Below are 24,546 nucleotides of genomic sequence, written 5' to 3'. Positions count from 1 at the left end.
TCAGCGTTCACCCCCGCCTGCGGTGGCATCTGCCGGGGTGTGGGCACTCTGGGACTCGCCGACGTCGTCGGTCTCCTCGCGGTGGCGCCGCTGGCGTTCCATACGCGCCCGCCGGCGTTCGGCGATGGTCATCTGCGCCCATTCCTCCTCAGAGATCTCGGGCAGTTCCTCGGAGCGGTCGGCGGATGCGGAGTCCGGTTCAGGGGCATCAGCAGCCATGGCACCAACAGCCTCTGGGTCGGAGTAGACGACGTTGCGGCGGGCGAATCGCCCGGCACCGCGGTAGAGGACATCCACTCCCAGCTCCTTCTCACTGAGGCCGGAGAACCTCCGCCCGGAGGCAAAGAACTTCCGCCGGGCCAACAGCTGCATCAGCGGATGGGTGAAGAGAAAGACGAGGATGACGTCGATCAGTGCCGTCAAACCTAGGGTGAAGGCGAATCCGCGCACATTCCCCACCGCCACCAGGTAGAGCACCACCGCGGCGATGATATTCACCGCTTTGGACGCCAAAATGGTACGCCGGGCCCGCGACCACCCGGATTCCACTGCTCCGGCCAGAGATCTGCCCTCACGGAGTTCATCCTTGACGCGCTCGAAGTACACCACGAAGGAGTCAGCCGTCAGACCGATGGACAGGATCAACCCCGCGATACCGGCCAGGGAGAGCCGGTAGCCGTCGGACCAGCCCAGCAAGGAGATCGCCCACCAGGTGAGCAGCCCCACCACGACCAGTGACGGGATCGTCACCGCCAGGGCTAGAGCCCGGTACTGGTAGATGGCGTAACCGGCGGTGAGTAACAGACCGATAATCCCGGCAATCAGACCCATGCGCAGTTGGTCAGCACCCAAGGTGGCAGAGATCTGTTCCTCAGATTCGATACTGAAGCTCAGGGGCAGAGAACCGTAGCGCAACTGCTCAGCGAGGCTTTCCGCCTCCTCTTCGGTGAAGCTGCCGGAAATCTCAGCTCGGCCGTCGGTGATGGGCGCGTTCATCGTCGGAGAGGTCACCACATGACCGTCGAGCACCGCGGCAAAGCGGTTCTGATCTCCACTGAGCCCGTAGAGCCGGACCGAGGACTCAGAGAAAAGATCAGCACCCTCGGAGTCGAAACGCACGTTGACCACGTATTCCCCGGGGCGCTGCTGGTGGGTGCCCCACGTGGCGTCGTCGATGTTCTCACCCGGGACGTCCACCGGCCCCAGCAGGAAAACTTCACCGCTGCGGGGGTCGCAGGTAATCATCGGCTCATCGTCGTCCCACTGGTCGCGTTCCTCGACGCTGACATCCTGGCTGCAGCGGTAGTTCTCGAACTCAGCGGCCAGCTCGGGAGTGACCCAGTTGGGGTCGGAGTGGTTCTCTGGTTCACCTTCAGGTTCGGGGAAGTCCTCGGGAACGGCCTCTTCGCCCTCTTCCTCCTCGAGTTGGGCGATTTCCTCTTCGTAGTCCTCCAGCCACTCCTGGTAGTCCTCTTCACTCATCTCACCGGCTTCGTAATCGGCCTGTGCGCCGTCGCGCATCAGCTCGGTGAGGTAGAAGGGATCCTGGCGGGTCTGGATGACGGGACGGAATTGCATATCCGCTGGTGCCTGGATGAGTTCACGGGTCTCTTCATCCGGTGCACCCGGCAGGGAAACCACGATGTTCTCGGCACCCTGTGTGGTGATTTCAGCCTCGGCCACACCAGTGCCATCCACGCGTTGCCGGATGATCTCCACGGCCTGTTCGAGCTGCTCATCGTCGATCTCTTCACCGGTTTCGACCTGCGGGGCCAGCACCATCTGTGTGCCACCCTCCAGGTCCAAGGCCAGCAGTGGCGCCCACTGGGCACGGTCCTGGGTCACCCCGTAGAGCAGGGTTCCGCCCATGGCGAAGAGGAGGACGAACAGCGCAATAAGCGCCGCGCGGGCTTTCCGCACAGGTTTCGACTGGGCCATGGGTGGGGTGCGTTAGTTCTTGTCGCCGGAAGTGGGGTCGGTGGTTTCCGGCCCGTGGGTGCCGGGCTGGCCCGGGGCCGGTTCGGTCACCTGCTGGACCGCTCCGAGGAGGAAATCGGCACGGTCACCGGTGGAGAATTCCAAGGTGATGCGCTGGCGCTCCTCATCACGGTGGACAACAGTGCCGACGAGGCCCCCAGCGGTAATGACTTCAGCGCCCACCACGGCGCCACTGTGGGCGTCCCGTTGGGCTTCACGCATTTTTCGCCCCCGCCGGAGGGTGAAGATCATGAACAGCGCAATCAAGCCGAACATGACCAGCAGCAGCGGGTCGGTCAGTGGGTTGAAGTCTTCGCCAGTCTCGTCGGCGAGGAAGGTCATCACGGGCAGGTCAATCACAACGGGTCACGATATCACCTTGGGCCGCTGGATCCCTGAAGACGGGTGAGTTCACCGCGAGGCTGTTCAGCGCTCTTCCCACAATGGGTCCGTGTCAGGGGTGTGGTTCTCCGTTCTGGTGTCCTCAGGAGGAGTCAGGCCCAGGTGTTTGAAGGCGGCTTCGGTGGCTACACGCCCACGTGGTGTGCGGGCCAGCAGCCCTTCTCTGACCAGGTAGGGTTCGGCGACGGTCTCCACCGTTTCGGTCTCCTCGCCGACGATGACCGCCAGGGTAGACAGACCTACCGGTCCACCACGGAAGGTGGTGCACAGCGCTTCGAGAACGGCTCGGTCCAGGCGGTCCAGGCCGCGGATATCGACCTCATAAGTGTTCAACGCCTCGGAGGCCGCGTCCCGGTCTACCTGCTGCACCCCGTGGACCAGCGCCCAGTCCCGTACTCGGCGTAACAGCCGGTTGGCAATACGGGGGGTACCCCGGGACCGTGTGGCAATCTCGGTGAAGCCCGCGTCGGTAACGGCGACGTCGAGCATCCCGGCTGAGCGGCGCAGCACACGCTCCAGTTCGTCGGGACTGTAGTACTCCAGGTGTGCAGTGAAGCCGAAGCGGTCGCGCAGCGGACCGGGGAGAAGTCCGGCGCGGGTGGTGGCACCCACCAGGGTGAAGGCCGGCAACTCCAACGGAATCGAGGTGGCCCCGGCACCCTTACCCACGATGATGTCCACCCGGAAGTCTTCCATCGCCATGTAGAGCATCTCCTCAGCCGGGCGGGACATCCGGTGGATCTCATCGACGAAGAGCACCTCCCCTTCAGCCAAGGAGGACAGGATGGCTGCCAGGTCACCGGCGTGCTGAATCGCCGGACCGGAGGTAATGCGCAGCGGTGCGCTCATCTCCGAGGCGACGATCATAGCCAGAGTCGTTTTGCCCAATCCCGGGGGCCCGGAGAGCAGAACATGGTCAGCAGCCTGCTGACGCAGCTTGGCCGATTCCAACACAAGCGACAACTGAGCACGCACCGTCCGCTGCCCCACAAAGTCTTCCAACGCTTTGGGACGCAACGCAGCTTCAAGCTGTTTCTCTTCGGCCGCCTGGGTGGTGCCGACCCGCTCGCGGGGATCTTCGGTACTCACAGTGTTATCCGGTCACCGCCTTGGAGGCGCCCAGGGACCGCAGGGTCGCTCGCAGCACCTCAGCCGTCTGTGCCTGCGCCAGTTCAGGAGTTGCGCTGATGGTCCGGTCCACCGCCGCAGCAGCGTCCTTCTCACTCCACCCCAGGGAGACCAGTGCTGCACGGACCTCAGCACTGACGACGTCGCCAGGCGCCGACTGCTTCTGAGACTCACCTTCACCGGTGGACACCTCATCGAGCACGAGCTTGCCAGCCAGCTCCAACAAGATCCGCTGGGCGGTCTTCTTTCCAATGCCGGGAACTTTGGTAAAGGCTGCGGTATCCGAATCTCGGATCGCCAGCCGCACATCAGTGGGAGTGTGTACTGAGAGCACCGCCAGTGCTAACCGGGGCCCCACTCCGGAGATACCCAGCAGGGTGGTAAAGATCTCGCGCTCGTCGGTGTCAGCGAAGCCAAAGAGTAAGGGGGCTTCATCCTGCCGAGGAACGTAGCTGGTCTGCAGCAGGGTGTGCTCGCCAGCCCGGAGCTGGCTGAGCGTCTGCGCCGTGGCGGAGACATGCAGTCCGAACCCGGAAACCTCCACCACGGCGTGGTCGAGTCCCACATGCAACACCTCACCGCGGATGCTGGCGATCACCGCTGGCCCCCTTTACGCTCTATAGAACACATCTTCGACCACTGTAGCGCTCACCGCTGAGACCGCGCGCCACCGCTTCACGGCGAGTCCTACCGTGGACGGCTCACTCGGCCACCGGCACGTTTCTCTGCCTCCTGCCAGGCTCGTTGCGCGGGGGTGAGCCCTCCGCGCTGTTCTTCGGCCGCTTGTTGGGCTGCGGTGCGGGCCCCCTGGTGGGTGCGGGTTGCCGCTGACATGTTGTAGGCCGCCCCAATCCCTGAACGCCAGGCGTGGCAGATCGCCACCGCGTAGGCATCGGTGGCATCGACCGGCTTAGGCCGGCCCGGCAATTTCAAGATGCGCTGGACCATGCGGGCCACGGCATCCTTACCGGCTCTGCCGTCGTCGGTGACTGCGGCCTTGACCTCACTGGGAGTGTGCCAAGCCACCGGGATTCCCCGGGCGGCCGCGGCGGCGATAATGACGCCGGAAGCCTGTGCCGTGGCCATGGCCGTGGGAGCGTTGGAACTGGAGAAGACCCGTTCGATGGCTAGGACATCAGGAGCGTAGGCCTCAAGCAGATCTTCGGCAGCCCGCTGGATGGCCAGAATACGATGAGCTAGGTCATCCTCGCTGCAGGTGCCGGTGACCTCCACGTGCACAGAGGTTCCGGTGCGGTTTGGCTGCATCTCCACCACAGCGAATCCACACCGGGTCAACCCCGGATCAACCCCGAGGATCCGCTGAGCAACTCGGGAGTCCGCAGCTGTTGACTTCACCGCTCTGCTGACCGCCGGCACGGGCAGATACCGTCAGCTTTCGGCGTCGAGCGCGGCGAGCGTCTCGGAGGAGAGGTCCGCGTTGGTGTGGATGTTCTGCACGTCGTCGAGATCTTCTAAAGCGTCGTGGAGTCGCAGGAACTTCTTGGCGTCGTCGAGCTCTAGATCGACCTTGATATCAGAGACAAAGGCGACCTCATCGTTGTCGTAGCTGATTCCGGCTTCTTCAAGACCTTTGACGACGTCGTGTAGGTCACTGGGTTCGGATTGCACTTCGAAGGATTCCTCATGTTCGATGACTTCCTCCACACCGGCCTCCAGGACCGCCGCGAGCACGTCATCTTCGGTGAGTCCCTCGGTCTTGGGCACATTGACCACGCCTTTGCGCTGGAACATGTAGGCCACCGAGCCCGGATCAGCAACGGTTCCCCCGGCCCGGGTCACCGCGGTGCGTACCTCTGAGGCTGCGCGGTTGCGGTTATCCGTGAGGCATTCCACTAACAGTGCAGAACCGGCCGGACCGCGGACTTCGTAGGTGATTTCCTCGTAGTCCACTGCATCACCGGTGAGCCCGGCCCCGCGTTTGATGGCCCGGTCGATGTTGTCATTGGGCACCGACTCCTTCTTCGCTTTGGAGACCGCCAAGTCCAGGGCCGGGTTACCCGCGGGATCCGGGCCGCCATTGCGTGCGGCAACCTCGATCTGCTTGATGTAGCGGGCGTTGATCTTGGCCCGTTTGGCATCCACAGCAGCTTTGCGGTGCTTAGTGTTGGCCCATTTGGAGTGGCCGGCCATATCTCTCCTTGCGAACGTCGTCGAGCGTGGGCTGAATCAGATCGTTAGGTCCAAGACTATCGGGCAGGCTCGAATCTCCGCGGACGATCCACGCTGAACGGGCACCTTCTGTCTGACCAGAGCGAGGGTTAAGCAGGATGGCGGGCTTGGCGGGTGACGGTGACGATGCGCTGAATGACCGTGATTGCCGAGGCTGCCGCCAACACCACCAGCACCACCAGGAGGACCTGCTGAGGCATGCCGAGGCCGACGAAACCGGTGAATACCAGCGTCAGGACCATGCGCTCCGGGCGTTCGGCGATCCCGGTGTTCGCGTCATAGCCCAGCGACTCCGCCTTGGCCCGAATATAGGAGACCAGCAAACCCAGGATCATGCATACCGCCGCAGCGGCCCCGATCCCATAGTGATCCCCACCGTTGAAGAACCACAGCAGCAAACCCAGGAACACTGCACTGTCCTGGACCCGGTCGAGCACCGAATCGAGGAAACCGCCGATGACGCTCTTCTGGTCTCCCAGCCGAGCCATCAGCCCATCGATGAGGTCGCTGAAGACAAACAGGGTGATCGCCACAGTTCCCCAGAACAGCTGACCCATCGGGTAGAGCACCAGGGCGCCGAGGCTGACCCCGACCGTGCCGATCACCGTCACCGCATTCGGAGTCAGTCCGAGCCGGAGCAGCCCCCGAGCCAACGGGGTGAAGACCGCAGAGAAGAACGCCCGAAGATGTTTGAGCATCAGCGCTGCTCCCCTGACTGCTGGCTGTCTGCTTCCCAGGCCTCGGCGACTCGCTGCCGAGTCTCCCCCAGGGTGGCTGAGAGGTTCTTGGTTTGAGCAATAATCGGCATGAAGTTCGTGTCGCCCTGCCACCGGGGCACCACGTGCTGGTGCAGATGCGCGGCGATCCCGGCACCTCCGACCTTGCCCTGATTGATACCCAGGTTGAACCCGTGAGGGGAGGACGCTGCCCGCAACGCCCGTATGGCCTGCTGAGTCATGGCGGTGAACTCCGCGGACTCTTGAGCATCCAAGTCCGTGAAATCCGGAACGTGCCGGTACGGACAGATGAGCACGTGCCCAGGGTTGTACGGGTAGAGGTTGAGCACCGCGAAGCATAGCCGCCCACGCGCGACAATGAGGGCGTCTTCATCACTGCGCTGCGGACCCAGGCAGAACGGGCAGTCATCTTCCCCAGTGACCTGGTCTTGTCCCCGAGCCTGGTATGCGGCCCGGTGCGGGTTCCACAGACGCTGGAAACCGTCAGGAGCCGCGGCGAAGCCATCACCGGGACTGGTGTCTGCTTCGACCACGGCGGATTCAGGCTTCCCGGTCCTCGATGGCCTTCAGAATCTGGGCCACAGCTTCCTCGATGGGCACCTGGTTCTGTTGGGAACCGTCCCGGTAGCGGAAAGACACCGCCTGAGCCTCAGCGTCTTCACCACCGGCGATGAGCACAAAAGGAATCTTGTCCTTCGAGGCAGTGCGGATCTTCTTAGGAAAACGCTCGTTGCCGTCGTCGAGCTCAGCCCGTACACCGGCGGCCTGCAACCGCGCAATGACCTCACCCAGGTAATCGTTAAACGGCTCAGCCACCGGAATACCGCGCACCTGGATGGGTGCCAGCCACGCGGGGAAAGCGCCGGCGTAGTGCTCAGTGAGCACACCGAGGAATCGTTCGATGGAGCCGAAGAGGGCACGGTGGATCATCACCGGACGCTGGCGAGTGCCGTCGTCGGCGGTGTACTCCAGGTCGAAACGCTCCGGGAGGTTGAAGTCCAGCTGAATGGTGGACATCTGCCAGGTCCGACCAATGGCGTCGCGCGCCTGCACAGAAATCTTCGGCCCGTAGAAAGCCGCTCCCCCGGGGTCGGGAACCAGCTCTAGCCCAGAGGCTCGGCCGACCTCCTCCAGGGTGGCGGTGGCCTCATCCCAGATCTCATCAGAGCCGACAAACTTCTCCGGATCCTTCGTGGAGAGTTCCAGGTAGAAGTCGTCGAGGCCGTAGTCCTTCAGCAACCCCAGCACGAAGTGCAGAGTCTCGGTCAGTTCGGCCTTCATCTGCCCGCGGGTGCAGTAAATATGGGCGTCGTCCTGGGTCATTCCCCGCACGCGGGTGAGGCCATGCACCACCCCAGACTTCTCATACCGATACACCGAGCCGAACTCGAACAGCCGCAAGGGCAGTTCCCGGTAGCTGCGACCTCGCGAGGCGAAGATGAGATTGTGCATCGGGCAGTTCATCGGCTTCAGGTAGTAGTCCTGCCCGGCTTTGGTCAGCTGCCCGTTCTCATCCCGTTCCTCGTCCACGCGCATCGGGGGGAACATGCCATCGGCGTACCAATCCAAGTGCCCGGAGACCTCATAGAGCTTCCCCTTGGTGATGTGCGGGGTGTAGACAAATTCGTAGCCGGCCTGGGAATGCCGCTGCCGGGAGTAGTCCTCCATCGTCTTACGCAGCACCCCGCCCTTGGGATGGAAGACCGGCAGCCCGGAGCCGAGCGCTTCAGGGAAGCTGAACAGGTCCAGTTCTGCACCGAGTTTGCGATGGTCACGCCGCTCGGCCTCCGCCAGGCGTTCCTTGTATTCCTTCAACTGCTGTTTGGTGGGCCAGGCGGTGCCGTAGATGCGCTGCAGCTGCGGGTTGGTTTCCTTACCCCGCCAATAGGCCCCCCCGGTGCGGGTCAGCGCAAAGGCATTGGAGATCAGTTTGGTGTGGGGCAGGTGCGGACCTCGGCACAGGTCGGACCACACGCGCTCTCCGTTGCGGTCGACGTTGTGGTAAATCGTGATGACATCGCCGCCTACTTCCACATTGGCGCCTTCTCCGGCGGCGTCGACGTCCTCATCGGCGACACCGAGAAGTTCGAGCTTGTAGGGCTCATCGGCCATCTGCCGCTTGGCCTCATCGGGCTCGACGACTTCGCGTTCGAACCTCTGCCCCTGGTTGACGATCTTCTGCATCGTCTTCTCGATCTTCTTCAGATCCTCGGGGGTGAAGGGCTCGGTCACGTCGAAGTCGAAGTAGAACCCGTCAGTGATGTAGGGACCGATGCCGAGCTTCGCCTCCGGGAAAAGTGTCTGGACCGCCTGGGCCATGACGTGGGCGGTGGAGTGGCGCAGCACGTTGAGCCCGTCCTCGTCATTGATGTCGACTGGCTCGACCTGCGCGCCGTCGGGCAGCACCCGGTCTAGGTCCCAGAGTTCACCGTTGACCCGCATCACCACAGTGGTCTTCGCCTCGGAGAAGAGAGTGGTCCCGGTGGTGCCCGCTGGAAGGGTCGTCGGGGCGCCGCTGAGGGTGATGCTGATCTGCTCGGACACGGGGCTGGTGTTCTCCTAGGCGGTATCAGCGGGCCGTTTCCCGGCCCGCAGGGGTATGACGTCGTGATTCTACGGGACACAGCCGGACCAGTGGCACCCGACGACGCCGTCTCATGCGGTTTGACAGCCGGGACACCAGTAGAGCCGCCGCCCGGCGAGCTCACGGCTGCGGATGGTCTCACCACACCGCAGGCACCGGGTGCCCTGATGCTTGTAGACCCAGTGCCGGCGTCGTGGATTCCGCCCGGGGGTTTGAGGATCACTCAGTGTCCCGAACCCCCGCGCGGTCCCAGGCTCACGCCGCGTCTCAGACTCACGCGGTGTCTCGGGCTCACGCAAGGTACGGATGACACCTTCGGTGAAACCGTGGCGCAGTTGCCGGGTCAGCGTCTGCCACAGGGAGCGCACCTGCTCCTCGGTCAAACGGGCCGCGGGTGTGTCCGGGTCAATGCCTTCGACGAAGAGCGATTCCGCCCGGTAGATATTGCCCACCCCGGCGATGACGGCTTGATCCATCAGGGCCGCGGCAATGCTGATTCTGCGCCGGGAGAGGTTCTGCGCGAAGCTCTGGAGCATCTGCTCGTCGAGCGGCCCATCGGCCTGCCGGAGTGGGTCAGGACCGAGGCGCCCGATGATCTGCTCGTACCGCATGGGGTTGAGGACTCGGCATGTGGCCGGCCCGCGCAGATCGGCCCAGCCGTGCCGCGTGTGGACCCGGGCGCGCACCGCCCCAGTAGGAGGGGTGGGGATGATCCATCCGTCGTCGTCGTAGTGCGGTGTGAGCTGTTCGGTGGCGGTCCGCGGGGCACCGAGGCTGGCCGCACCGGCGAATTGCTCGTCACCTTGGAAGCTGAAGGCCCCATAGAGACCTAAATGCACCTGCCAGATGTCGGCCCCGACGTGGATGAACAGGTGTTTGCCCCAGGCTTCGGCACGCTGCGGGGCGCGCCCGGTGAGCCGAGCTGCCCCCGCAGTGAAGGGACCCTGAGGTGAGGTGACGCGCCACGGACGCCCGACGAAGAGACTGTCCATTTGAGCCGCCAGCCGGTGGAGAGTGTGACCTTCGGGCACGCTGTTAGTCCAGGATCTCTCCGGTGTTCTCGTAGTGGGTGATCTTTCCGATCCGGCGGGCGTGGCGTTCGGCCTGGGTCCACTGGGCGGTGAGGAAAGCTTCGACGATCTCGGTAGCTTCAGTGAGCTCGTGCTGGCGACCGCCCAGGGCGACCACATTGGCGTTGTTGTGCTCACGGGCCAACCGTGCGGTCTCCAGGTTCCAGGCCAGGGCCGCCCGAATGCCTTTGACCTTATTCGCCGCGATCTGTTCCCCGTTACCGGAACCCCCCAGCACGATGCCCAATGATGTGGTCCCCTGAGCCCATTCGGTGGCTACGGCCTCGGCAGCTCGTAAGCAGAATGCCGGGTAGTCGTCTTCGGGGTCGTAGGTCTGCGGACCGTGGTCAATGACCTCCCAGCCGCGCTCACGTAAGTGCCGCACCAGGTGCGCGGAGAGGTCCATACCGGCGTGGTCGGTGGCGATGTGCACGCGCATGGGCATCCTTTGGTCGGGGTTGAAGGAACAAGCAGTGCTCATCCTATGCTGTACCGAATATGACAGAGCATGATCCTCAGCTGCCGAAGTTCTCCCGGCGGCTCGGTGCACCCATCGCCACGGTCCGACCGGTCGGCAAGCCTCCCTCGCAGGTGACCGGCCGGCCGCAACGCAGTGCCCACGACGCCGCCGCCACCTCCCCGGCCTCCCAGGACGCACCGGCTCAGCCGAGTTCCGATGGACGGTCTATCGGGCAGCCGGAGCCCCAGCAGCCGGCTGACCTCGGGGTGATGCCCGGACCCGATGGGCGCCCTGTCCCGGCTGAACCTGACCCGGAGAAGACCGATCCGAACAGCTTCTACCACCAGGTGGGTGGCCGCAAGACGTTCCAGAAGATCGTGGATGTCTTCTATGCCCAAGTGGCCGAGGACGAGGCGTTCCGCGCCATGTACCCGGAGGAGGACCTCGAGCCGGCCAAGCGCAGGCTACTGATGTTCCTCGAACAGTACTGGGGCGGTCCCCGCACCTACCAGGCCGAACGGGGACACCCGCGGTTACGCATGCGGCATATGCCCTTCGCCATTGACGCCGCGGCCCGCGATACCTGGCTGCGGTATATGCGCCGGGCCGTGGAGGCCGCTGAGCTCTCCCCCATGCATGAGGAGATCCTCTGGGACTACCTGGAGCGGGCCGCGCACTCCATGGTCAACCAGTAATCGTCAGCCCCAAGGACTGGCTCAGGGCTTCTGGAGTCATCAGTGCTGGGCGGATCACAGTCCGCTGGTGCGGCTGAGGATAAATCCTCCGGCGGAGCTGAGCCGAACCCACCGCCCCAGCGTGTGGACCTCAGTGGCTGCGTGCTCACTGCGGGAGAGGAAACCCAAGGAGTAGGCGCCGAAGGCCGCCCCGGCGGGGATGTGTAGGTCCTCGGCCTCGCTCGCGGGAGTCAGTGGCCGGCCCCATACATTCTGGCGAACCTGTTCGACCACATGAGCCCCGGCGGTGTCCGGCACGGCGCGGGCAATCTCGGCGATTCCTTCTTCAGCGGTTTCGCGCAACAGCGCGTCTGTCACCGTGCCACGAGGCTCCCATCCAGAGCGCGGCGGAGTGACCGCTGCCCAGGGCACGTGGATCTGGCTCGGTGGCAAGGGGAACACGGTCTCTGCCGGAGACATCCGGGCCAGACGTTCGCTGATGGAACCAAGTTCAACGGTCACATCGGCTCGGGATTCCTCGGCCAGGGCCATAGTCCGCAGTCCAAGCACGGCAGGCAGGGTGCTCTGCAAAGAGCCCGGGGTCATCACTGGCACCCAGGCGGCGAGCACCCGGCCGGCGGCCTGCAGGCGGATACCCTGTTCTTGGATTTTCTTCGCCCGGGTGACATAGGTGCCCAGATCTTGGAGCGAAGCGGCGTCGGCAAAACTCAGCTGGTCATGTGGCACACCGGATATTCTGACAGATGACGCTTACCCGCCAGTAGGGAGGATGACGATGCCGGACCGCCAGTACCGTGCCCCGAGCGCCGAAGAAGCGGTGAACCAGTTCACCCGGATGCTCGAGGTCCAGCCGCTCACCGGTGATGAGGAAGCCCACGTTGATGACCGCTTCCTGGCTCCGGTCTTCGAGCAGGCGTTCTGGCGGGTCTTCGGGGGCCAAGTCCTGGCCCAGGGTGCTCGTGCGGCCATGCAGACCGTCGAGGCTGAACGGGCGATCCACTCGGTGCACGGGTATTTTCTTCGCCCCGGGGATTCCACCAAACCCATTGAGCTGCAAGTCGAGCGGCTACGGGATGGCGGTTCCTTCTCCGCCCGCCGGTGTCAGGCCTATCAGGAGGGCAAGCCGATCCTGTCAATGATCGCCAGTTTCCAACGCCCCTCCCCCGGACCAGCGCACCAGTCGGCGATGCCCGCCAATATCCCCGCCCCCGAGGAGCTGGCCGCACCGGAGGAACTCGTCGGTCACGTCAAGCACCCGGTGGTCCAGGAATGGGGACGCGGTCGGCCTTTCGAAATCCGCCACGTGGACCGTCCGGTGTACCTGGAGGCCGACCGACACCGCCGGCCCACCTCCGCGGCGTGGATGCGGACCCGTACCGCATTACCGGATGATCCCGCGGTACACCGGGCGGCTCTGCTGTACGCCTCGGACTACCTGCCCTTTGAGCCGATCATGCGCCAGCACGGGCTCTATTGGGCCAAACCGGGCCTGAAGTTGGCCTCTTTGGACCACGCCCTGTGGTGGCATCGCGATGCTCGCGCTGATGAGTGGCTGCTCTTCGTGATGGATTCGCCGTCCACGCAGAGTGCCCGGGGGCTGTCCCAGGGGTCGGTGTTCTCCGCTGACGGTGCTCTGGTAGCAACGTTCGCCCAGGAAGGTATGGTCCGTCCGCCCCAGGGCATGCGCCCCCGCATTGCCGAGACGGTTCAGCGCGTGGGTGCCCGTCCACCCCGTGAGGTCAATGAGAAGTACGCTGCGGCCTGGCGTTCCCGCTACATGGAGTCTTAAACCCTCTGGTTTCAGCACAGCGCTGCCCAGCTTCAGCCGGCACGCGCTTCCGGGTTCAGCAGATCGCGGAGGCCGTCAACGCTTTCCGGTAGGCGCCCAGGGCGGCTTCTGCCGTCGCGTCCCAGGAGTGCCGCCGCGCCCGTTCAGCTGCGGTCGTGCTGTAACACTGCCACCTGCGCCGATCAGTGACCATCTCGCAGACCGCCCGGGCCCATACTGTTGGGTCCAACGAATCCACTAACACCCCAGTGGAGCCGTGGTCGACCACCTCAGCGAGCCCGCCGACGTCGTGGGCTATCACCGGGGTGCCGCAAGCCATGGCTTCCAAGGCCACCAGACCAAACGACTCTGAGTAGGAGGGCACCAGCACGGCGTCACTGCGGCGGAACAGCTGGGCCAGCTCGGTGTGCGGCAGCGGGTCACAGACGCTTAAAAACTCCGCTATCCCTTCAGCCCGGGCCAGGGAGGTGATGTCAACGGCGTCGGGCCCGCTTTGACGCCCGGCAACGGTGAGTTCCACGTGGTGGCCCGGCAGCATCCGCTGCAGCTGCCCGGCTGCGGCCACGGCGATCTGCGGGCCTTTGTGCGCCTGGATCCGCCCGGCAAAGGTCAGTCGGATCCGTTTGGTGGTCTTCTTCGCCTGACCGGATGGGGTCTCGGCAGGCGGAGTCTCAACGCCCGGGGATTCGGAACGCGGATCGCGTCCGGCCGGCGGGTGGAAGACGGCCACATCAACCCCGGGCCGGACGTGGTGTATTTTCTGCGCACCCAGCCCGAAGAGACGCTGCAGGTCTGCGGCGTCACGGCGAGTATTAGCCGTGAGTACGGAAGCCGCACTGGTGATGGCGACTTCTGCCTGATGCCGGCGGGGATCCTCGCGGGCGCTCGGATCCCGCTCGGTCTTGACCGCACCGATGGTGTGCATGGTGTGGACTAGCTGGGCTCCCAGGGAGGAAGCCAGGGGAATTCCCGCCAACCCGGAAATCCAATAGTGGGAGTGAAGGATGTCGACTGCCGCACCCTCGGCAGTGCGCAGACTTCGCTCAGCCCGTAGAGCCAGATCCTCCAGGCATTCCAGTAACCGGGACTTGTCCTCCCGGCAGGTGGTGTGCACCGGCAGGATGTGGAGCCGACGTCCGTCGGGCAGCCGGCGCCAGGTGTCGGTGCCGTCTCCGGCGGGGCCGACACCATCCAGGTCGGTAGTGACAATATCCACGCTCATCCCCCGGCGGGCCAGGGCGGCGGAGAGGGCATTGACGTAGACGTTGAGCCCTCCGGCGTCACCGGCGCCGGCCTGAGCCAAGGGGGAGGTGTGGAGACTGAGCATGACGACCCGCTTGCCGGCAGTGACGTCAGCGGGCATGGGTTTCTCCAGGAGGGTGCGTAGCGAGGGCGGATCTCATGCTACCGGGTCAGGTAGTCTCGGCACTTCTGGGCGGTGGGGATGTCCCGGTGCAGCACCCAGAGACCTTCATCGTCAGCGGTGACAGTTTCAAAGCCCAGGCGTTCGGCCCGGGCGAAGGCCTCTTCAGGGGTCAACGGGTCGGTACCGCCTAATTCCTCGACCCGGTCATCGATGATGAGCCATGCCAGGTCCTCCTCCGCGGTGGTGCCATGAAGCCCCACGTATGTCCGGTCGACCAGGTGCGGCACTGCGGTATCGGCCGCCTCAACACAGACTCCATCGGGAATCAGATCCACAGCCCGCTGGTGGGCTTCGGCCCGCTCACTCATGCTCCAGTTCTGTGCGGTGAGGGTCCGCTGGTAGGGGAAAACCTGCGGAAACACCAGTGAACCGATCACTCCGAGGAGCACCACAGTGGCTGGCAGTGCCAGGGCAAGCCGACGACGACGCCGGCTGAGCACCTCACTGATGGCCGGGCGGTGCCGGGGACGCCAGCGAGGTATGAGCCGTCCGTGGTGAACCAACCGCCGGATCACATCACCTGCGGCGAGCAGGAAGACAGGGGCCAGGATCGCGTCGTATTGGTAGACCGGCGCCCATACGTTGAGCCGGTCGTTCCACAGCCGAGACAATAGGATGGGCAGACCGATGAGCACATACGGGCTCAGCAGAGGGGCGAACCACAGCGGCAGAAAATGCAGCAGCCACAACCCGACTTTCAGGGGATGATCGAATAGCACCACCAGTGCCTCCCAGGGCCGGGTGAGCACAGTCAGCGCGGCCGCTGAGGCGGTGGCCCCCAGGGATGTGTACTCCCAATACTGAAACTCCCCTGCCGGAGCGAAATACGGGATGACCACACCGACTGCAATCCAGAGTCCGGCCACGCCCAAGACCGCGGTGAGACTCGCCTGAAGCCAGGCGCGGCGAACAGCGAACACCACCGCGATGGCCAGCAGAGTGGCCCCCATATCTTCACGCACCAGCAGCAAACTCGCCGAAAGCGCGAAGGCCAGCCAGTATCGCTTCCGTTCGATGGCCCAGATCACCCAGGCGATGAGTGGAACACCGAAGGCGATTTCGTGGAAGTCCCAATTCACCAGGGCCTGGAAGGGCCACCACAGCAGTAACGCCGTCGCGCTAAGCAGTGCTGGCCCATGGGAGAACCAGCCGCGGACCACCAGGTACACCGGCAGAGCGGTGGAGACCAGCAGCGCGATCATCCCCATATTGAGCATCCGCGGGTCGTCCCAGATCCAGTACAGGGGCGCGAATGCCGCGATGATCGGATGGAAATGGTCTCCCAGCAGGTGAAAGTCTTCACCTTTGACCGGCACCATCGGGGGCTTCAACAGTGAATACTGGCGCACCGCCTGGTCGAAGATGCCGAGGTCGTATCCTTTGGCCTCGAAGTTGCGGAACCGCAGCAGTGAATGCGCCGCCGCGAGGAGGCCGAAGGCACCCATGACCAGGGCCAGGTGCACCTTATGGCGAGTGGGCAAACGGTCTCCTTGCGGTGACAGAACTTTCAGGCAGGCAGCGCAGCCGACCCGTGCGGTGGTGCAGGCGGGCACAGCGTGGCCGCCGAAGGTCGGCGGGATGGGACAGTGCCCGAGGAGGGATTCGAACCCCCGACCGGCGGATTAGAAGGCCGCTGCTCTATCCCCTGAGCTACTCGGGCATGACGCATCGTCAGCGCCTCAGTCTAACCCGTGGCGGCTTTTCCACCGCGCTGCGATCCATCCGGTGACACGCCCAGACTTTCCACAGATTGTCCGGTTCCGGGCATATGCCTGTGGTCTACCCGGTGGACTAGTGCCCAGGTGGAAGCGCACCGCGGTCGGCTTCCACCCGGATGAGATGTCACCCCGGCCGCGGGAAAGGACCTCTTCACCGATGACGGCTTCAATCACCGTGCGTGGAAACGTCGGCACTGCTCCATCGAACCCCGGGGATGCGGCCAGCAGTTACACCAGTTTCCGGATCGCAAGCACCCATACGATCTACAACCGGGAGACCAGCCAGTGGGAAGACCGCAACACCACGTGGTACACCGTGAAGTGTTTCCGCCGATTGGCGGAGAACGTCTTCGCCTCCGTGCAGAAGGGCGACGCCGTCGTCGTCACGGGGCGACCGCAGCTGCGCAGTTGGGAAAACGACGAGGGTGAACGCGGCACCGACCTAGAAATCTACGCAGAGACCCTGGGCCATGATCTCAGCCGCGGCCGAGCCGTCTTCACACGCAACCGCAGCGGCCACACCAGCAACGACGACTCGGCACACAGTGCACCACAGCAGGGCAGCGTCTCCGAAGAGAACACCAGCGCTGACGAAGCGTCAGCATCTGCGGTCACCGCCTCTGAGCCAGCTGCTGAGCAGAACTCTGCCGACCAGCACACCACGGACCCGGTCGGGTGGGATACGCAGCGCGACCACGCGCCGGCTCCCTTCTGAGCGCTTATGGCGTGGGCACCGCGGCCACACCAGCCCTCGGGTAGTGGCCGCTGCTGCGCTCAGTCGCGCGTGAGACGGCGGTGGGTGACCCGGGAGGGCCGGGCCGCCTCGGCACCGAGACGTTCAACCTTGTTCTTCTGGTAGGACTCGAAGTTCCCCTCGAACCAGTACCAGTTGGCGGGATTTTCCGCAGTACCTTCCCAGGCGAGAATATGGGTGGCCACCCGATCCAGGAACCACCGGTCGTGGGAGACGACCACCGCACAACCGGGGAAGTTCTCCAGCGCGTTCTCCAGCGAACCGAGGGTTTCGACATCGAGGTCGTTGGTGGGCTCATCGAGCAGCAACAGGTTGCCGCCCTGTTTGAGGGTCAGCGCCAAGTTCAGACGGTTGCGCTCACCACCGGAGAGCACCCCGGCCTTCTTCTGCTGGTCGGGACCTTTGAACCCGAATGCCGAGACGTAGGCCCGGGAGGGCATCTCCACTCCCCCGACTTGGATGAAATCCAGTCCATCGGAAACCACTTCCCACAGGCTCTTCTCCGGGTCAATCCCGGCGCGGGACTGGTCCACATAGCTGATCTTGACGGAGTCGCCGATGGTCAACTCCCCACCGTCGAGGGGTTCAAGTCCGACGATGGTTTTGAACAGGGTCGTCTTACCCACCCCGTTGGGGCCGATGACACCGACGATGCCGTTACGCGGCAAGGAGAAACTCAGGCCGTCGATGAGCACACGGTCGCCGAAGCCCTTCACGAGATTCTCCGCTTCGATGACCTGGGTGCCCAGGCGGGGCCCCGGGGGAATCTGGATCTCTTCGAAGTCCAGCTTCTTGGTCCGCTCGGCCTCTTCGGCCATCTCCTCGTAGCGGGCCAGACGAGCCTTGGACTTTGCCTGGCGGCCCTTGGCATTGGAACGGACCCACTCGAGTTCTTCGGCCAGCCGTTTAGCCAGCTTGGCGTCCTTCTTCCCCTGGATCTCCATACGGGCACGCTTCTTCTCCAGGTACGTGGAGTAGTTGCCCTCATAGGGGTAAAGCCTTCCGCGGTCGACCTCACAGATCCATTCGGCCACGTGGTCCAGGAAGTACCTATCGTGGGTCACCGCCAACACCGCACCCGGGTAGCTGGCCAGGTGCTGCTCAAGCCACAGCACCGACTCGGCGTCGAGGTGGTTAGTGGGCTCATCGAGTAACAGCAGATCCGGTTTGGACAACAGCAGCTTGCACAGCGCCACACGACGACGCTCACCTCCGGAGAGGTGCGTGACGGGTTCGTCACCGGGAGGGCAACGCAGGGCATCCATGGCCTGTTCCAGCTGTGAATCGAGATCCCACGCGTTGGCGGCGTCGATATCAGTTTGCAGCTGCCCCATCTCTTCCATCAGGGCGTCGAAATCGGCATCCGGGTCAGCCATCTGCTCGGAGATCTCGTTGTACCGCTGCAGTTTGGCGTAGATCTCCCCCACACCCTCCTGGACGTTGCCCAGGACGGTCTTGTCCTCGTTGAGCGGGGGTTCCTGCTGCAGGATCCCCACCGAGTAACCGGGCGAGAGCCTTGCCTCACCATTGGAAGGTTCATCGAGGCCGGCCATGATCTTTAAGATCGTGGACTTGCCGGCACCGTTAGGACCGACGACGCCGATCTTTGCCCCGGGGTAGAAGGACATCGTGACGTCGTCGAGGATGACCTTATCGCCCACTTTCTTGCGGGCTTTGACCATGGTGTAGATGAACTCTGCCATTACCTACCAATCAGACTTCTCAGGTGCACGTGCACATGGGAACCCCTGGGCTGACCCAGAAGCGTGTATCTCCACCCTAGCCGGTAGTCACCAGTTGGCTATTCGGCCCGCGGCGGGTACTTCGCCGGCTCGGAGTCGGCGATGTGTTCCAGGATCCGCACCACCTGAGCAGAGTAGCCATACTCATTGTCATACCACACGTAGAGAATCGCCTGCGCCCCATTGGTGATGGTCGCCAGTCCGTCCACCACACCGGCAGCCCGGGACCCCACGAAATCGGTGGAGACAACTTCGGCGGAGTCAATGTAGTCAACCTGGCTGTAAAGCGCCCCTTCAAGGGACTCCCGGCGCAGGAAAGCATTCAACGAGTCCTTCTCCACCTCCCTGGTCAGCTCCAGGTTCAGCACCGCCATGGATACATCCGGAGTGGGCACCCGGATTGCGTTTCCGGAAAGTCGTCCGGCCAGTTCCGGCAGCGCCTTAGCCACTGCTTTGGCCGCCCCTGTCTCGGTCAGCACCATGTTCAGCGCCGCTGAGCGTCCCCGCCGGGCCCCCTTGTGGTAGTTGTCAATGAGATTCTGGTCATTGGTGTAGGCGTGGACCGTCTCCACGTGCCCATGGTCGATGCCGTACTCATCGTGCATCAGTTTGATGACTGGGGTGATGGCGTTGGTGGTGCAGCTAGCTGCCGAGAGGATCTGGTCGCCGTCGTCGATATCGTGGTGGTTGACCCCGTAGACGATGTTCTTAATTCCGCCTTTGCCCGGCGCGGTGAGTACTACTCGCGCAGCTCCCGGGGCCTGCAAGTGCTTGCTCAGACCCTCTTCATCCCGCCAGATACCAGTGTTATCCACCACCAGAGCGTCATGGATCCCGTAAGCGGTGTAGTCCACATTCTCTGGACTATCAGCGTAGATGACCTGAATGTAGGTGCCATTGGCGATGATCGCCTGACGCTCTTCATCCACCCGGATGGATCCGGCGAACGGTCCGTGCACCGAATCCCGGCGCAGTAAGGAAGCGCGTTTGGCCAGGTCATTGCCCTTACCCCGGCGAACGACCACTGCACGCAACCGCAGCCCAGAGGCGGAGGACGCGTGTTCGACCATAATGCGAGCCAACAGGCGGCCAATACGCCCAAATCCGTAGAGCACCACGTCAGTCGGTTCAGCCCGGCCCTGGCCTTTACGCCCGACCACCTCAGCCAATTCCTCCCGCAAAAATGCCTCAAGGTCACTGTGCCCGGAAGCTTTGAATGCGTTATTCAGCCGAGCCAGGTCGATGCTGGCGGCCCCCAGATCCAGCCGGGTAAGCGCCTCAACCAGCGGCAACGTCTCGGAGACCGGGAGTTCGACTTCGTCAATCTGGCGGGCGAAACGGTGGGCTTTGAGAATGTCGATGGCCGACTGGTTGACCAGCTGGCGGCCGTAGATACCGGTGACCACGTTGTTCTCACGGTAGAGGCGGCCGATGAGCGGAATCATCGCCTCAGCTTGTGCTTCGCGCTGGATCCAGCTGTCGAGGTGCTCGTTGATGGGTGCAGACACGTCGTCGGGCCTTCCCTTCCAAGGTCGGAATCGTCGTCGTTGACGGCTCCGAGTCTATGTCATGTGCAGGGGGCGGGCCGGCCGATAAGCCGGGTTCTGTCGAAGGACCATCATCCATCTGGACGCCGTGTTGCCACGGCGCCTCAAGCGGTCAACCCGAGCACTCGGGCGGGCAGCCCTCACACGTGCTCTGTTCGACCTTGCTCCGAATGGGGTTTGCCAAGCCGCACCGGTCACCCGGTGCGCTGGTGGGCTCTTACCCCACCGTTTCACCCTTACCGGCATGCCGCCGGCGGTCTGTTTTCTGTGGCACTGGCCTGCGGATTGCTCCGAGTGGGCGTTACCCACCATCCTGCCCTGCGGAGCCCGGACTTTCCTCGGCACCTCACGGCGCCGCGATGGTCTAGCCGACCCGCCCTGCACGCTCCACAGTACAACTGGCACGCCGCACCGGCCATTCCCACCGGTTGGTACCCTGCCGAGGTGAAAATCCTGCTTCCACCCTCAGAGGGCAAGACCACACCCGACGACGCCGGGACACCCCTGGACCTGGAATCGCTGACTCTGCCTGAGCTCACCGACGCGCGCCGCACAGCGCTTGATGCGGTGATCGCCGCCAGCGCGCGAGCCGACGCGCAACAGATCTTCAAGGTCGGATCCCGGGCCATGGCGGAGGTGCACGCCAACCGGGATATGCCTTCTGCCCCCACGGCACCGGCCTGGCAGGTCTACACCGGGGTTCTCTATGAAGCACTGGCGGCACGCTCACTGCCCCAAGCAACGATGCGCCGGGCTGCCGATGACGTACTCATCTTCTCCGGGCTGTTTGGCGTGACCGGATTCACTGACCCCATTCCCGCCTACCGATGCGCCATGGACATCACACTCCCGCAGCTCGGCCGGCTCAGCACTTTCTGGAAGCAGCACCTGGCGGCGCCGCTGGACCAGACTCTCGCCGGCGAACTGCTGGTGGATTGTCGTTCAGGCTCGTATCAGAAACCCTTCCCGGGAGACCCCCAGCGGGTTCTACAGGTCAATAACTTCACCGAAAAAAATGGCCAACGCAAGGTCGTCACCCACTTCGCCAAGGCCGCGCGCGGAGAACTGGCTGGCATGCTGCTGCGGGCTGAGCCTGCCCCGGAGACGATCGACGACGTCGTCGACGTCGCCTGCACCCGCTGGCTGGTAGAACTCAGGCCAGCCCAGGGCAGAAAACCCCACCAACTGGATCTGATCGCCTCCGGGTGAGACCTCAGCCCGGGCGGCGTGAGGTGCTGGGCTGGATAGCGCTAGCGGCCGGATCCCATGCGGTACCAGCAGCCGAGGCGTCCATCGCCTCATTGCTCAACTGGTCGGCGGCGCCGTTGTCCTTGCGCGGCACCCAGGTGTAGGTGACCTGCATCGGGGAGAGGATCTGCGATGCCTCGTGGGCGAGCCGTTTCATGTCCTCGTGTTTGATCTTCCACCGGCCGGACATCTGCTCGACCACCAGTTTGGAATCCAACCGGACCTCCACGGAGGCTGCCGGATCGATCTGCCGGGCAAGCTTGAGCCCCTCGATGAGACCGGTGTACTCGGCGACATTGTTGCTCGCCCGGCCCAGAGGCACGGCAACCGCGGCAAGGATTCGCCCCTCGGTGTCCTTCACGAGAGCCCCGGCCCCGGCGATTCCTGGATTGCCGCGGCTGCCGCCATCGGCTTCAACGATCAGATCAGTCACCGGACCACTGTAACCGCACCAGCACCGGGTGGTGCGGGATCAATGCCCGGGGGTAATGACGAAATCCCAAGGGTCGGTATTGATGCCAGAAACAGCGACCTCCACCTGCCACCCCCGGTCAGCCAGAGCACGGTCCAACGCCTGGGCCGCAGCGGGCAACCACAACCATTCGGAGGCGAAGTGGGAGACATCCATCAGGTAGGGCCTGCCCCCAGCGGCGGCTTCCCGCGCCTCAGAGGCCGGGTGGTGGCGCAGATCCGCGGTGATGTACACATCGGCACCGGCCTCAGCGGCAGTCTGCAGCAGCGAGTCACCGGCCCCACCGCAGAGGGCCACACGCTGGATGAAGGCATCACGGTCCCCGGCCACTCGCACACCGCCGGCCACTGCAGGCAAAATGCCGAACACTGTGGCAGCGAAATCTCCCAGCGTGGTGCCCTGAGGCAGGGTACCGATCCGCCCGAGCCCCTCCTCGTTAAGTCCCTCCTCCGCCGGTTTCAGCGGAGTAGTCTCTTCCAACCCCAGGATCTCAGCGAGCACGTCATTGACCCCACCGACCGCCGAGTCCCCATTGGTGTGGGCACTGAGCAAGGCGCACCCAGATTCGATGAGGCGGTGAATCACCGCGCCTTTAAAGGTCCCAGCCTCCACGGTGGTCACCCCGCGGAGCAACAAGGGGTGGTGGGTAATGAGGAGATCAGCCCCCGCCCGGCACGCCTCTTCAACGACCTCAGCCACCGGGTCCACGGCGAAGTGGATCGTCGACACCTCGGCCTCCCTGCGGCCGGCCACCAGGCCAACAGCATCCCAGGACTCAGCCAAAGAGCTCGGCCACAGCTCTTCGACGACGTCGAGCACCTCGGACAGGGCGGGCACAGCGGGAGAGGTTCCGGAAGTCATGGTGCCCAGTATGCCGCAGTGGATCTACCGACGTCGGGCCTTAAAGCGTTCATGCGACTTCCACCGCGCAGTAAACGGCCGCATGATGACATCGCCCAGCACAATGCCCGAAGCGATCGCCAAAATGATGATGAGAGCGGTGAACTGCTGGAAGAGCCCAGCGAGCATCAGGGAGGTCGAATCCTCAATGGCCAGCTGGTACATCCCTCGGAAGATCAGCAGCCCCGGAAGCATGAACATCATCGCCGGCACCGCGACCACCAGCTGCGGTGCACCGAAACGCAAGGCGGTGACCCGCGCCAACGCCCCGATGACAGTGGCGCCGATCAGCGGAGTAAAAGTCTCCCCTAAACCCAGCAGCTCCCCGGTGTAGAAGGCACAAAATCCCAACACGGCGACCGCCCCGGTCGGGGCCAGCAGTCTCCACGGGACCTGCTCGACCACGGCGGCACTGACCGCCGAGCAGAACACCAGCAGCGCCAGTGTCGGGGCTGAGTAAAGGCGGGTGATGCCCTCGGCAATCTCCACCTGAGGTGCCCCCACGGCTTCGGCGAGGACTACCGCGACCATAATCCCGGCGGTCATCCCGGCGAAGGCAACCAGAGACGAGACCAGCCGCCCAGCCGCGGTGATAGGGAAAGCATTGATGACATCCTGCAAAGCCGAGACAATGCGCACGCTGGGCAGCAGGATCATCAACCCACCGGCGACCACCATCGAAGGAGTCATATCCAATCCAGCAGCGATCCCGCCTAAGGCCACAGCGGTGGCCGTGAAACCACCGGCGGCGAGGGCAAAGATCTCCGGGACCTTCCGCCGGCTCAACTGCCGGGTCAACACCAGCACCAGCAAGGTAGCCCCAAAACCCAGCAGAGCCTCCAGCGGGGTGGCGCCGGTGTAACTGGAGAAGAAGGCGGCGAACAGCGCCCCAGCCAGCGTCACCGCCCACCGAGGATAGGGCTTCCGCTGCCGAGTGATCTCCGCCAGCCGCTCCTCAGCCTCACTGCGGGTCAGATGGCCGTCAATGATGTCGGTGACCAGCTGATGCACTGCAGACAACGCCCGGAAATTCGCCGACCACGACCGCACCACCCGCACCCGGGTATAGGGAACCTTCCCCTCCGGTGCCCAGTTGAGAATGATCGACTGATTGGTGATGTCCACGTCCGTGTTCTTCATCCCGAACGCCGCCGAGACCGCGATGATCGACGTCTCCACCTCAAGAGCCCCGGCACCGTACCGGAACAACGCCTCCCCCAGGTCCAGTACCAAGTTGATCGTGACCAGCTCATCGGCCTCACCGGGCTCCTCAGCCTGGTACGGATTCTCATAGGGGGTGCCGGTCAGTCGATCAATAATCGGTATCTGTCCGGTCTGGGTGGAGTCGATATGCATCACCCGACGGAAAACATGCCGCACATCCCGACGCCGCCGTGCACCAGCGGGCACCGGTCCAGTCGCCGGATCCGGGGCTGAGGGCTCAACCAACGGCTGCAGGGTCGCAGCCGGCGGAGCAGCACTGATGACCGGATCGATGGGCTCAGTGGTGGCCGGCGGTTCAGAAGTACCGGTCTCCTCCGCAGCCTGCTGATTTTCGTCACTGGAAGAGTGAGGTGTCATGAACCCTCCAGAGTTCGGCAGAGCGCCATCCTCGCACGTCACCGGGCCCCACACAACGACTCAACACATCAGCCAGAGCACCAACCACTGCGAACCTCCGATGCGGAATGAACTGCAGACTCGGTG

Annotated in this window: 23 protein-coding genes, 1 tRNA gene and 1 other RNA gene; 4 read left to right on the top strand and 21 right to left on the bottom strand. The window is 64.0% G+C overall.

The annotated features are described in order from the left end of the window. From secD to H578_RS0104745, 11 genes are all read right to left on the bottom strand, one after another. Entirely contained in the window at window positions 1–1,938 is a 1,938-nt protein-coding gene (secD, locus tag H578_RS13375; RefSeq protein WP_022872565.1) for a protein translocase subunit SecD, read from the bottom strand. Between the two features lie 12 nt (window positions 1,939–1,950). Continuing rightward, a complete protein-coding gene (locus H578_RS15475; RefSeq protein ID WP_022872564.1) occupies window positions 1,951–2,337 on the bottom strand; it encodes a preprotein translocase subunit YajC in 387 nt (128 codons plus the stop codon). 66 nt (window positions 2,338–2,403) lie between these two features. Next, window positions 2,404–3,468 carry a Holliday junction branch migration DNA helicase RuvB gene (ruvB, locus tag H578_RS13365; RefSeq protein WP_022872563.1) on the bottom strand — a complete coding sequence of 355 codons (1,065 nt, stop codon included), beginning with the start codon at window positions 3,466–3,468 and terminating at the stop codon, window positions 2,404–2,406. Window positions 3,469–3,472: 4 nt separating this feature from the next. Next, window positions 3,473–4,105: a Holliday junction branch migration protein RuvA gene (gene ruvA, locus H578_RS0104780; RefSeq protein WP_022872562.1), complete on the bottom strand. Its 633-nt coding sequence runs from the start codon at window positions 4,103–4,105 to the stop codon at window positions 3,473–3,475. 89 nt (window positions 4,106–4,194) lie between these two features. Continuing rightward, window positions 4,195–4,863, bottom strand: coding sequence for a crossover junction endodeoxyribonuclease RuvC (gene ruvC, locus H578_RS0104775; RefSeq protein WP_022872561.1), 669 nt, complete (start codon window positions 4,861–4,863; stop codon window positions 4,195–4,197). A gap of 33 nt (window positions 4,864–4,896) precedes the next feature. After that, the gene (locus H578_RS0104770; RefSeq protein ID WP_022872560.1) at window positions 4,897–5,658 is read right to left on the bottom strand and encodes a YebC/PmpR family DNA-binding transcriptional regulator; all 762 of its coding nucleotides are present in this window, start codon (window positions 5,656–5,658) and stop codon (window positions 4,897–4,899) included. Between the two features lie 128 nt (window positions 5,659–5,786). Then, complete coding sequence (pgsA, locus tag H578_RS0104765; protein ID WP_028463947.1) at window positions 5,787–6,398, bottom strand: phosphatidylinositol phosphate synthase; 612 nt, start codon at window positions 6,396–6,398, stop codon at window positions 5,787–5,789. After that, window positions 6,395–6,967, bottom strand: a complete 573-nt coding sequence (locus H578_RS0104760) for an HIT family protein (protein WP_022872558.1) — start codon at window positions 6,965–6,967, stop codon at window positions 6,395–6,397. Before H578_RS0104760 ends, pgsA begins: the two co-directional genes overlap by 4 nt. A 7-nt stretch (window positions 6,968–6,974) precedes the next feature. After that, window positions 6,975–8,978: a threonine--tRNA ligase gene (gene thrS / locus H578_RS0104755; protein WP_022872557.1), complete on the bottom strand. Its 2,004-nt coding sequence runs from the start codon at window positions 8,976–8,978 to the stop codon at window positions 6,975–6,977. 111 nt (window positions 8,979–9,089) lie between these two features. Next, entirely contained in the window at window positions 9,090–10,049 is a 960-nt protein-coding gene (locus H578_RS0104750) for an Fpg/Nei family DNA glycosylase (RefSeq protein WP_022872556.1), read from the bottom strand. 4 nt (window positions 10,050–10,053) lie between these two features. Continuing rightward, window positions 10,054–10,527, bottom strand: a complete 474-nt coding sequence (locus tag H578_RS0104745; protein ID WP_022872555.1) for a ribose-5-phosphate isomerase — start codon at window positions 10,525–10,527, stop codon at window positions 10,054–10,056. 290 nt (window positions 10,528–10,817) lie between these two features. On the opposite strand from H578_RS0104745, the gene H578_RS16465 reads away from it, so the two are divergent. Continuing rightward, window positions 10,818–11,243, top strand: coding sequence for a globin (locus H578_RS16465; RefSeq protein ID WP_051130791.1), 426 nt, complete (start codon window positions 10,818–10,820; stop codon window positions 11,241–11,243). Window positions 11,244–11,297: 54 nt separating this feature from the next. Here the strand turns inward: H578_RS16465 and H578_RS0104735 are convergent, their stop codons facing one another. Beyond that, window positions 11,298–11,969, bottom strand: a complete 672-nt coding sequence (locus tag H578_RS0104735) for a DUF8185 domain-containing protein (RefSeq protein ID WP_022872553.1) — start codon at window positions 11,967–11,969, stop codon at window positions 11,298–11,300. Window positions 11,970–12,018: 49 nt separating this feature from the next. Here H578_RS0104735 and H578_RS0104730 point away from each other — a divergent pair, with 49 nt between their 5' ends. Then, entirely contained in the window at window positions 12,019–13,032 is a 1,014-nt protein-coding gene (locus tag H578_RS0104730; RefSeq protein WP_022872552.1) for an acyl-CoA thioesterase, read from the top strand. A gap of 55 nt (window positions 13,033–13,087) precedes the next feature. Here H578_RS0104730 and H578_RS13360 read toward each other — a convergent pair whose 3' ends face one another. The 3 genes from H578_RS13360 to H578_RS0104715 all read right to left on the bottom strand — a co-directional run bounded on the left by H578_RS13360 (window position 13,088) and on the right by H578_RS0104715 (window position 16,118). Further along, window positions 13,088–14,395, bottom strand: a complete 1,308-nt coding sequence (locus tag H578_RS13360; protein ID WP_022872551.1) for a glycosyltransferase — start codon at window positions 14,393–14,395, stop codon at window positions 13,088–13,090. A 41-nt stretch (window positions 14,396–14,436) separates the two neighbouring features. Next, window positions 14,437–15,939, bottom strand: coding sequence for a DUF2079 domain-containing protein (locus H578_RS13355; RefSeq protein WP_245554903.1), 1,503 nt, complete (start codon window positions 15,937–15,939; stop codon window positions 14,437–14,439). A 106-nt stretch (window positions 15,940–16,045) separates the two neighbouring features. Continuing rightward, a tRNA-Arg gene (locus tag H578_RS0104715) sits at window positions 16,046–16,118 on the bottom strand. A gap of 215 nt (window positions 16,119–16,333) precedes the next feature. On the opposite strand from H578_RS0104715, the gene H578_RS15470 reads away from it, so the two are divergent. Further along, a complete protein-coding gene (locus tag H578_RS15470) occupies window positions 16,334–16,891 on the top strand; it encodes a single-stranded DNA-binding protein (protein ID WP_022872549.1) in 558 nt (185 codons plus the stop codon). 59 nt (window positions 16,892–16,950) lie between these two features. On the opposite strand, the gene ettA is transcribed toward H578_RS15470, so the two are convergent. The 3 genes from ettA to rnpB all read right to left on the bottom strand — a co-directional run bounded on the left by ettA (window position 16,951) and on the right by rnpB (window position 20,595). Further along, window positions 16,951–18,633, bottom strand: a complete 1,683-nt coding sequence (gene ettA, locus H578_RS0104705; RefSeq protein WP_022872548.1) for an energy-dependent translational throttle protein EttA — start codon at window positions 18,631–18,633, stop codon at window positions 16,951–16,953. Between the two features lie 98 nt (window positions 18,634–18,731). Continuing rightward, the gene (locus H578_RS13345; RefSeq protein WP_022872547.1) at window positions 18,732–20,180 is read right to left on the bottom strand and encodes a glyceraldehyde-3-phosphate dehydrogenase; all 1,449 of its coding nucleotides are present in this window, start codon (window positions 20,178–20,180) and stop codon (window positions 18,732–18,734) included. 69 nt (window positions 20,181–20,249) lie between these two features. Further along, an RNA gene (gene rnpB, locus H578_RS15485) (RNase P RNA component class A) lies at window positions 20,250–20,595 on the bottom strand. A gap of 68 nt (window positions 20,596–20,663) precedes the next feature. On the opposite strand from rnpB, the gene H578_RS0104690 reads away from it, so the two are divergent. Beyond that, on the top strand, window positions 20,664–21,428 hold the full coding sequence (locus H578_RS0104690; protein ID WP_028463944.1) for a YaaA family protein: 765 nt from the start codon (window positions 20,664–20,666) through the stop codon (window positions 21,426–21,428). A gap of 4 nt (window positions 21,429–21,432) precedes the next feature. Here the strand turns inward: H578_RS0104690 and H578_RS13340 are convergent, their stop codons facing one another. Genes H578_RS13340 through H578_RS0104675 form a run of 3 tightly spaced genes read right to left on the bottom strand, consistent with a single transcriptional unit; the run spans window position 21,433 to window position 24,420 of the window. Further along, window positions 21,433–21,900 (bottom strand): reverse transcriptase-like protein, encoded by a 468-nt coding sequence (locus H578_RS13340; RefSeq protein WP_022872546.1) that lies wholly within the window; start codon window positions 21,898–21,900, stop codon window positions 21,433–21,435. 39 nt (window positions 21,901–21,939) lie between these two features. Further along, window positions 21,940–22,800, bottom strand: a complete 861-nt coding sequence (locus H578_RS0104680) for a Nif3-like dinuclear metal center hexameric protein (RefSeq protein ID WP_033420271.1) — start codon at window positions 22,798–22,800, stop codon at window positions 21,940–21,942. A 24-nt stretch (window positions 22,801–22,824) separates the two neighbouring features. After that, on the bottom strand, window positions 22,825–24,420 hold the full coding sequence (locus tag H578_RS0104675; RefSeq protein ID WP_022872544.1) for a threonine/serine exporter family protein: 1,596 nt from the start codon (window positions 24,418–24,420) through the stop codon (window positions 22,825–22,827). Between the last annotated feature and the right edge of the window lie 126 nt (window positions 24,421–24,546).

It is taken from the genome of Nesterenkonia alba DSM 19423, from assembly GCF_000421745.1.
GTDB lineage: Bacteria > Actinomycetota > Actinomycetes > Actinomycetales > Micrococcaceae > Nesterenkonia > Nesterenkonia alba.
This window is presented reverse-complemented; position numbering and strand designations above follow the sequence as displayed.

What these genes read in the sequence shown, in the direction of transcription:
- secD (WP_022872565.1), bottom strand. Translation starts at nt 1,938, where the DNA reads ATGGCCCAGTCGAAACCTGTGCGGAAAGCCCGCGCGGCGCTTATTGCG.
- H578_RS0104770 (WP_022872560.1), bottom strand. Translation starts at nt 5,658, where the DNA reads ATGGCCGGCCACTCCAAATGGGCCAACACTAAGCACCGCAAAGCTGCT.
- H578_RS0104745 (WP_022872555.1), bottom strand. Translation starts at nt 10,527, where the DNA reads ATGCGCGTGCACATCGCCACCGACCACGCCGGTATGGACCTCTCCGCG.
- H578_RS16465 (WP_051130791.1), top strand. Translation starts at nt 10,818, where the DNA reads ATGCCCGGACCCGATGGGCGCCCTGTCCCGGCTGAACCTGACCCGGAG.
- H578_RS0104730 (WP_022872552.1), top strand. Translation starts at nt 12,019, where the DNA reads ATGCCGGACCGCCAGTACCGTGCCCCGAGCGCCGAAGAAGCGGTGAAC.
- H578_RS13360 (WP_022872551.1), bottom strand. Translation starts at nt 14,395, where the DNA reads ATGCCCGCTGACGTCACTGCCGGCAAGCGGGTCGTCATGCTCAGTCTC.
- H578_RS15470 (WP_022872549.1), top strand. Translation starts at nt 16,334, where the DNA reads ATGACGGCTTCAATCACCGTGCGTGGAAACGTCGGCACTGCTCCATCG.
- ettA (WP_022872548.1), bottom strand. Translation starts at nt 18,633, where the DNA reads ATGGCAGAGTTCATCTACACCATGGTCAAAGCCCGCAAGAAAGTGGGC.
- H578_RS0104680 (WP_033420271.1), bottom strand. Translation starts at nt 22,800, where the DNA reads ATGACTTCCGGAACCTCTCCCGCTGTGCCCGCCCTGTCCGAGGTGCTC.
- H578_RS0104675 (WP_022872544.1), bottom strand. Translation starts at nt 24,420, where the DNA reads ATGACACCTCACTCTTCCAGTGACGAAAATCAGCAGGCTGCGGAGGAG.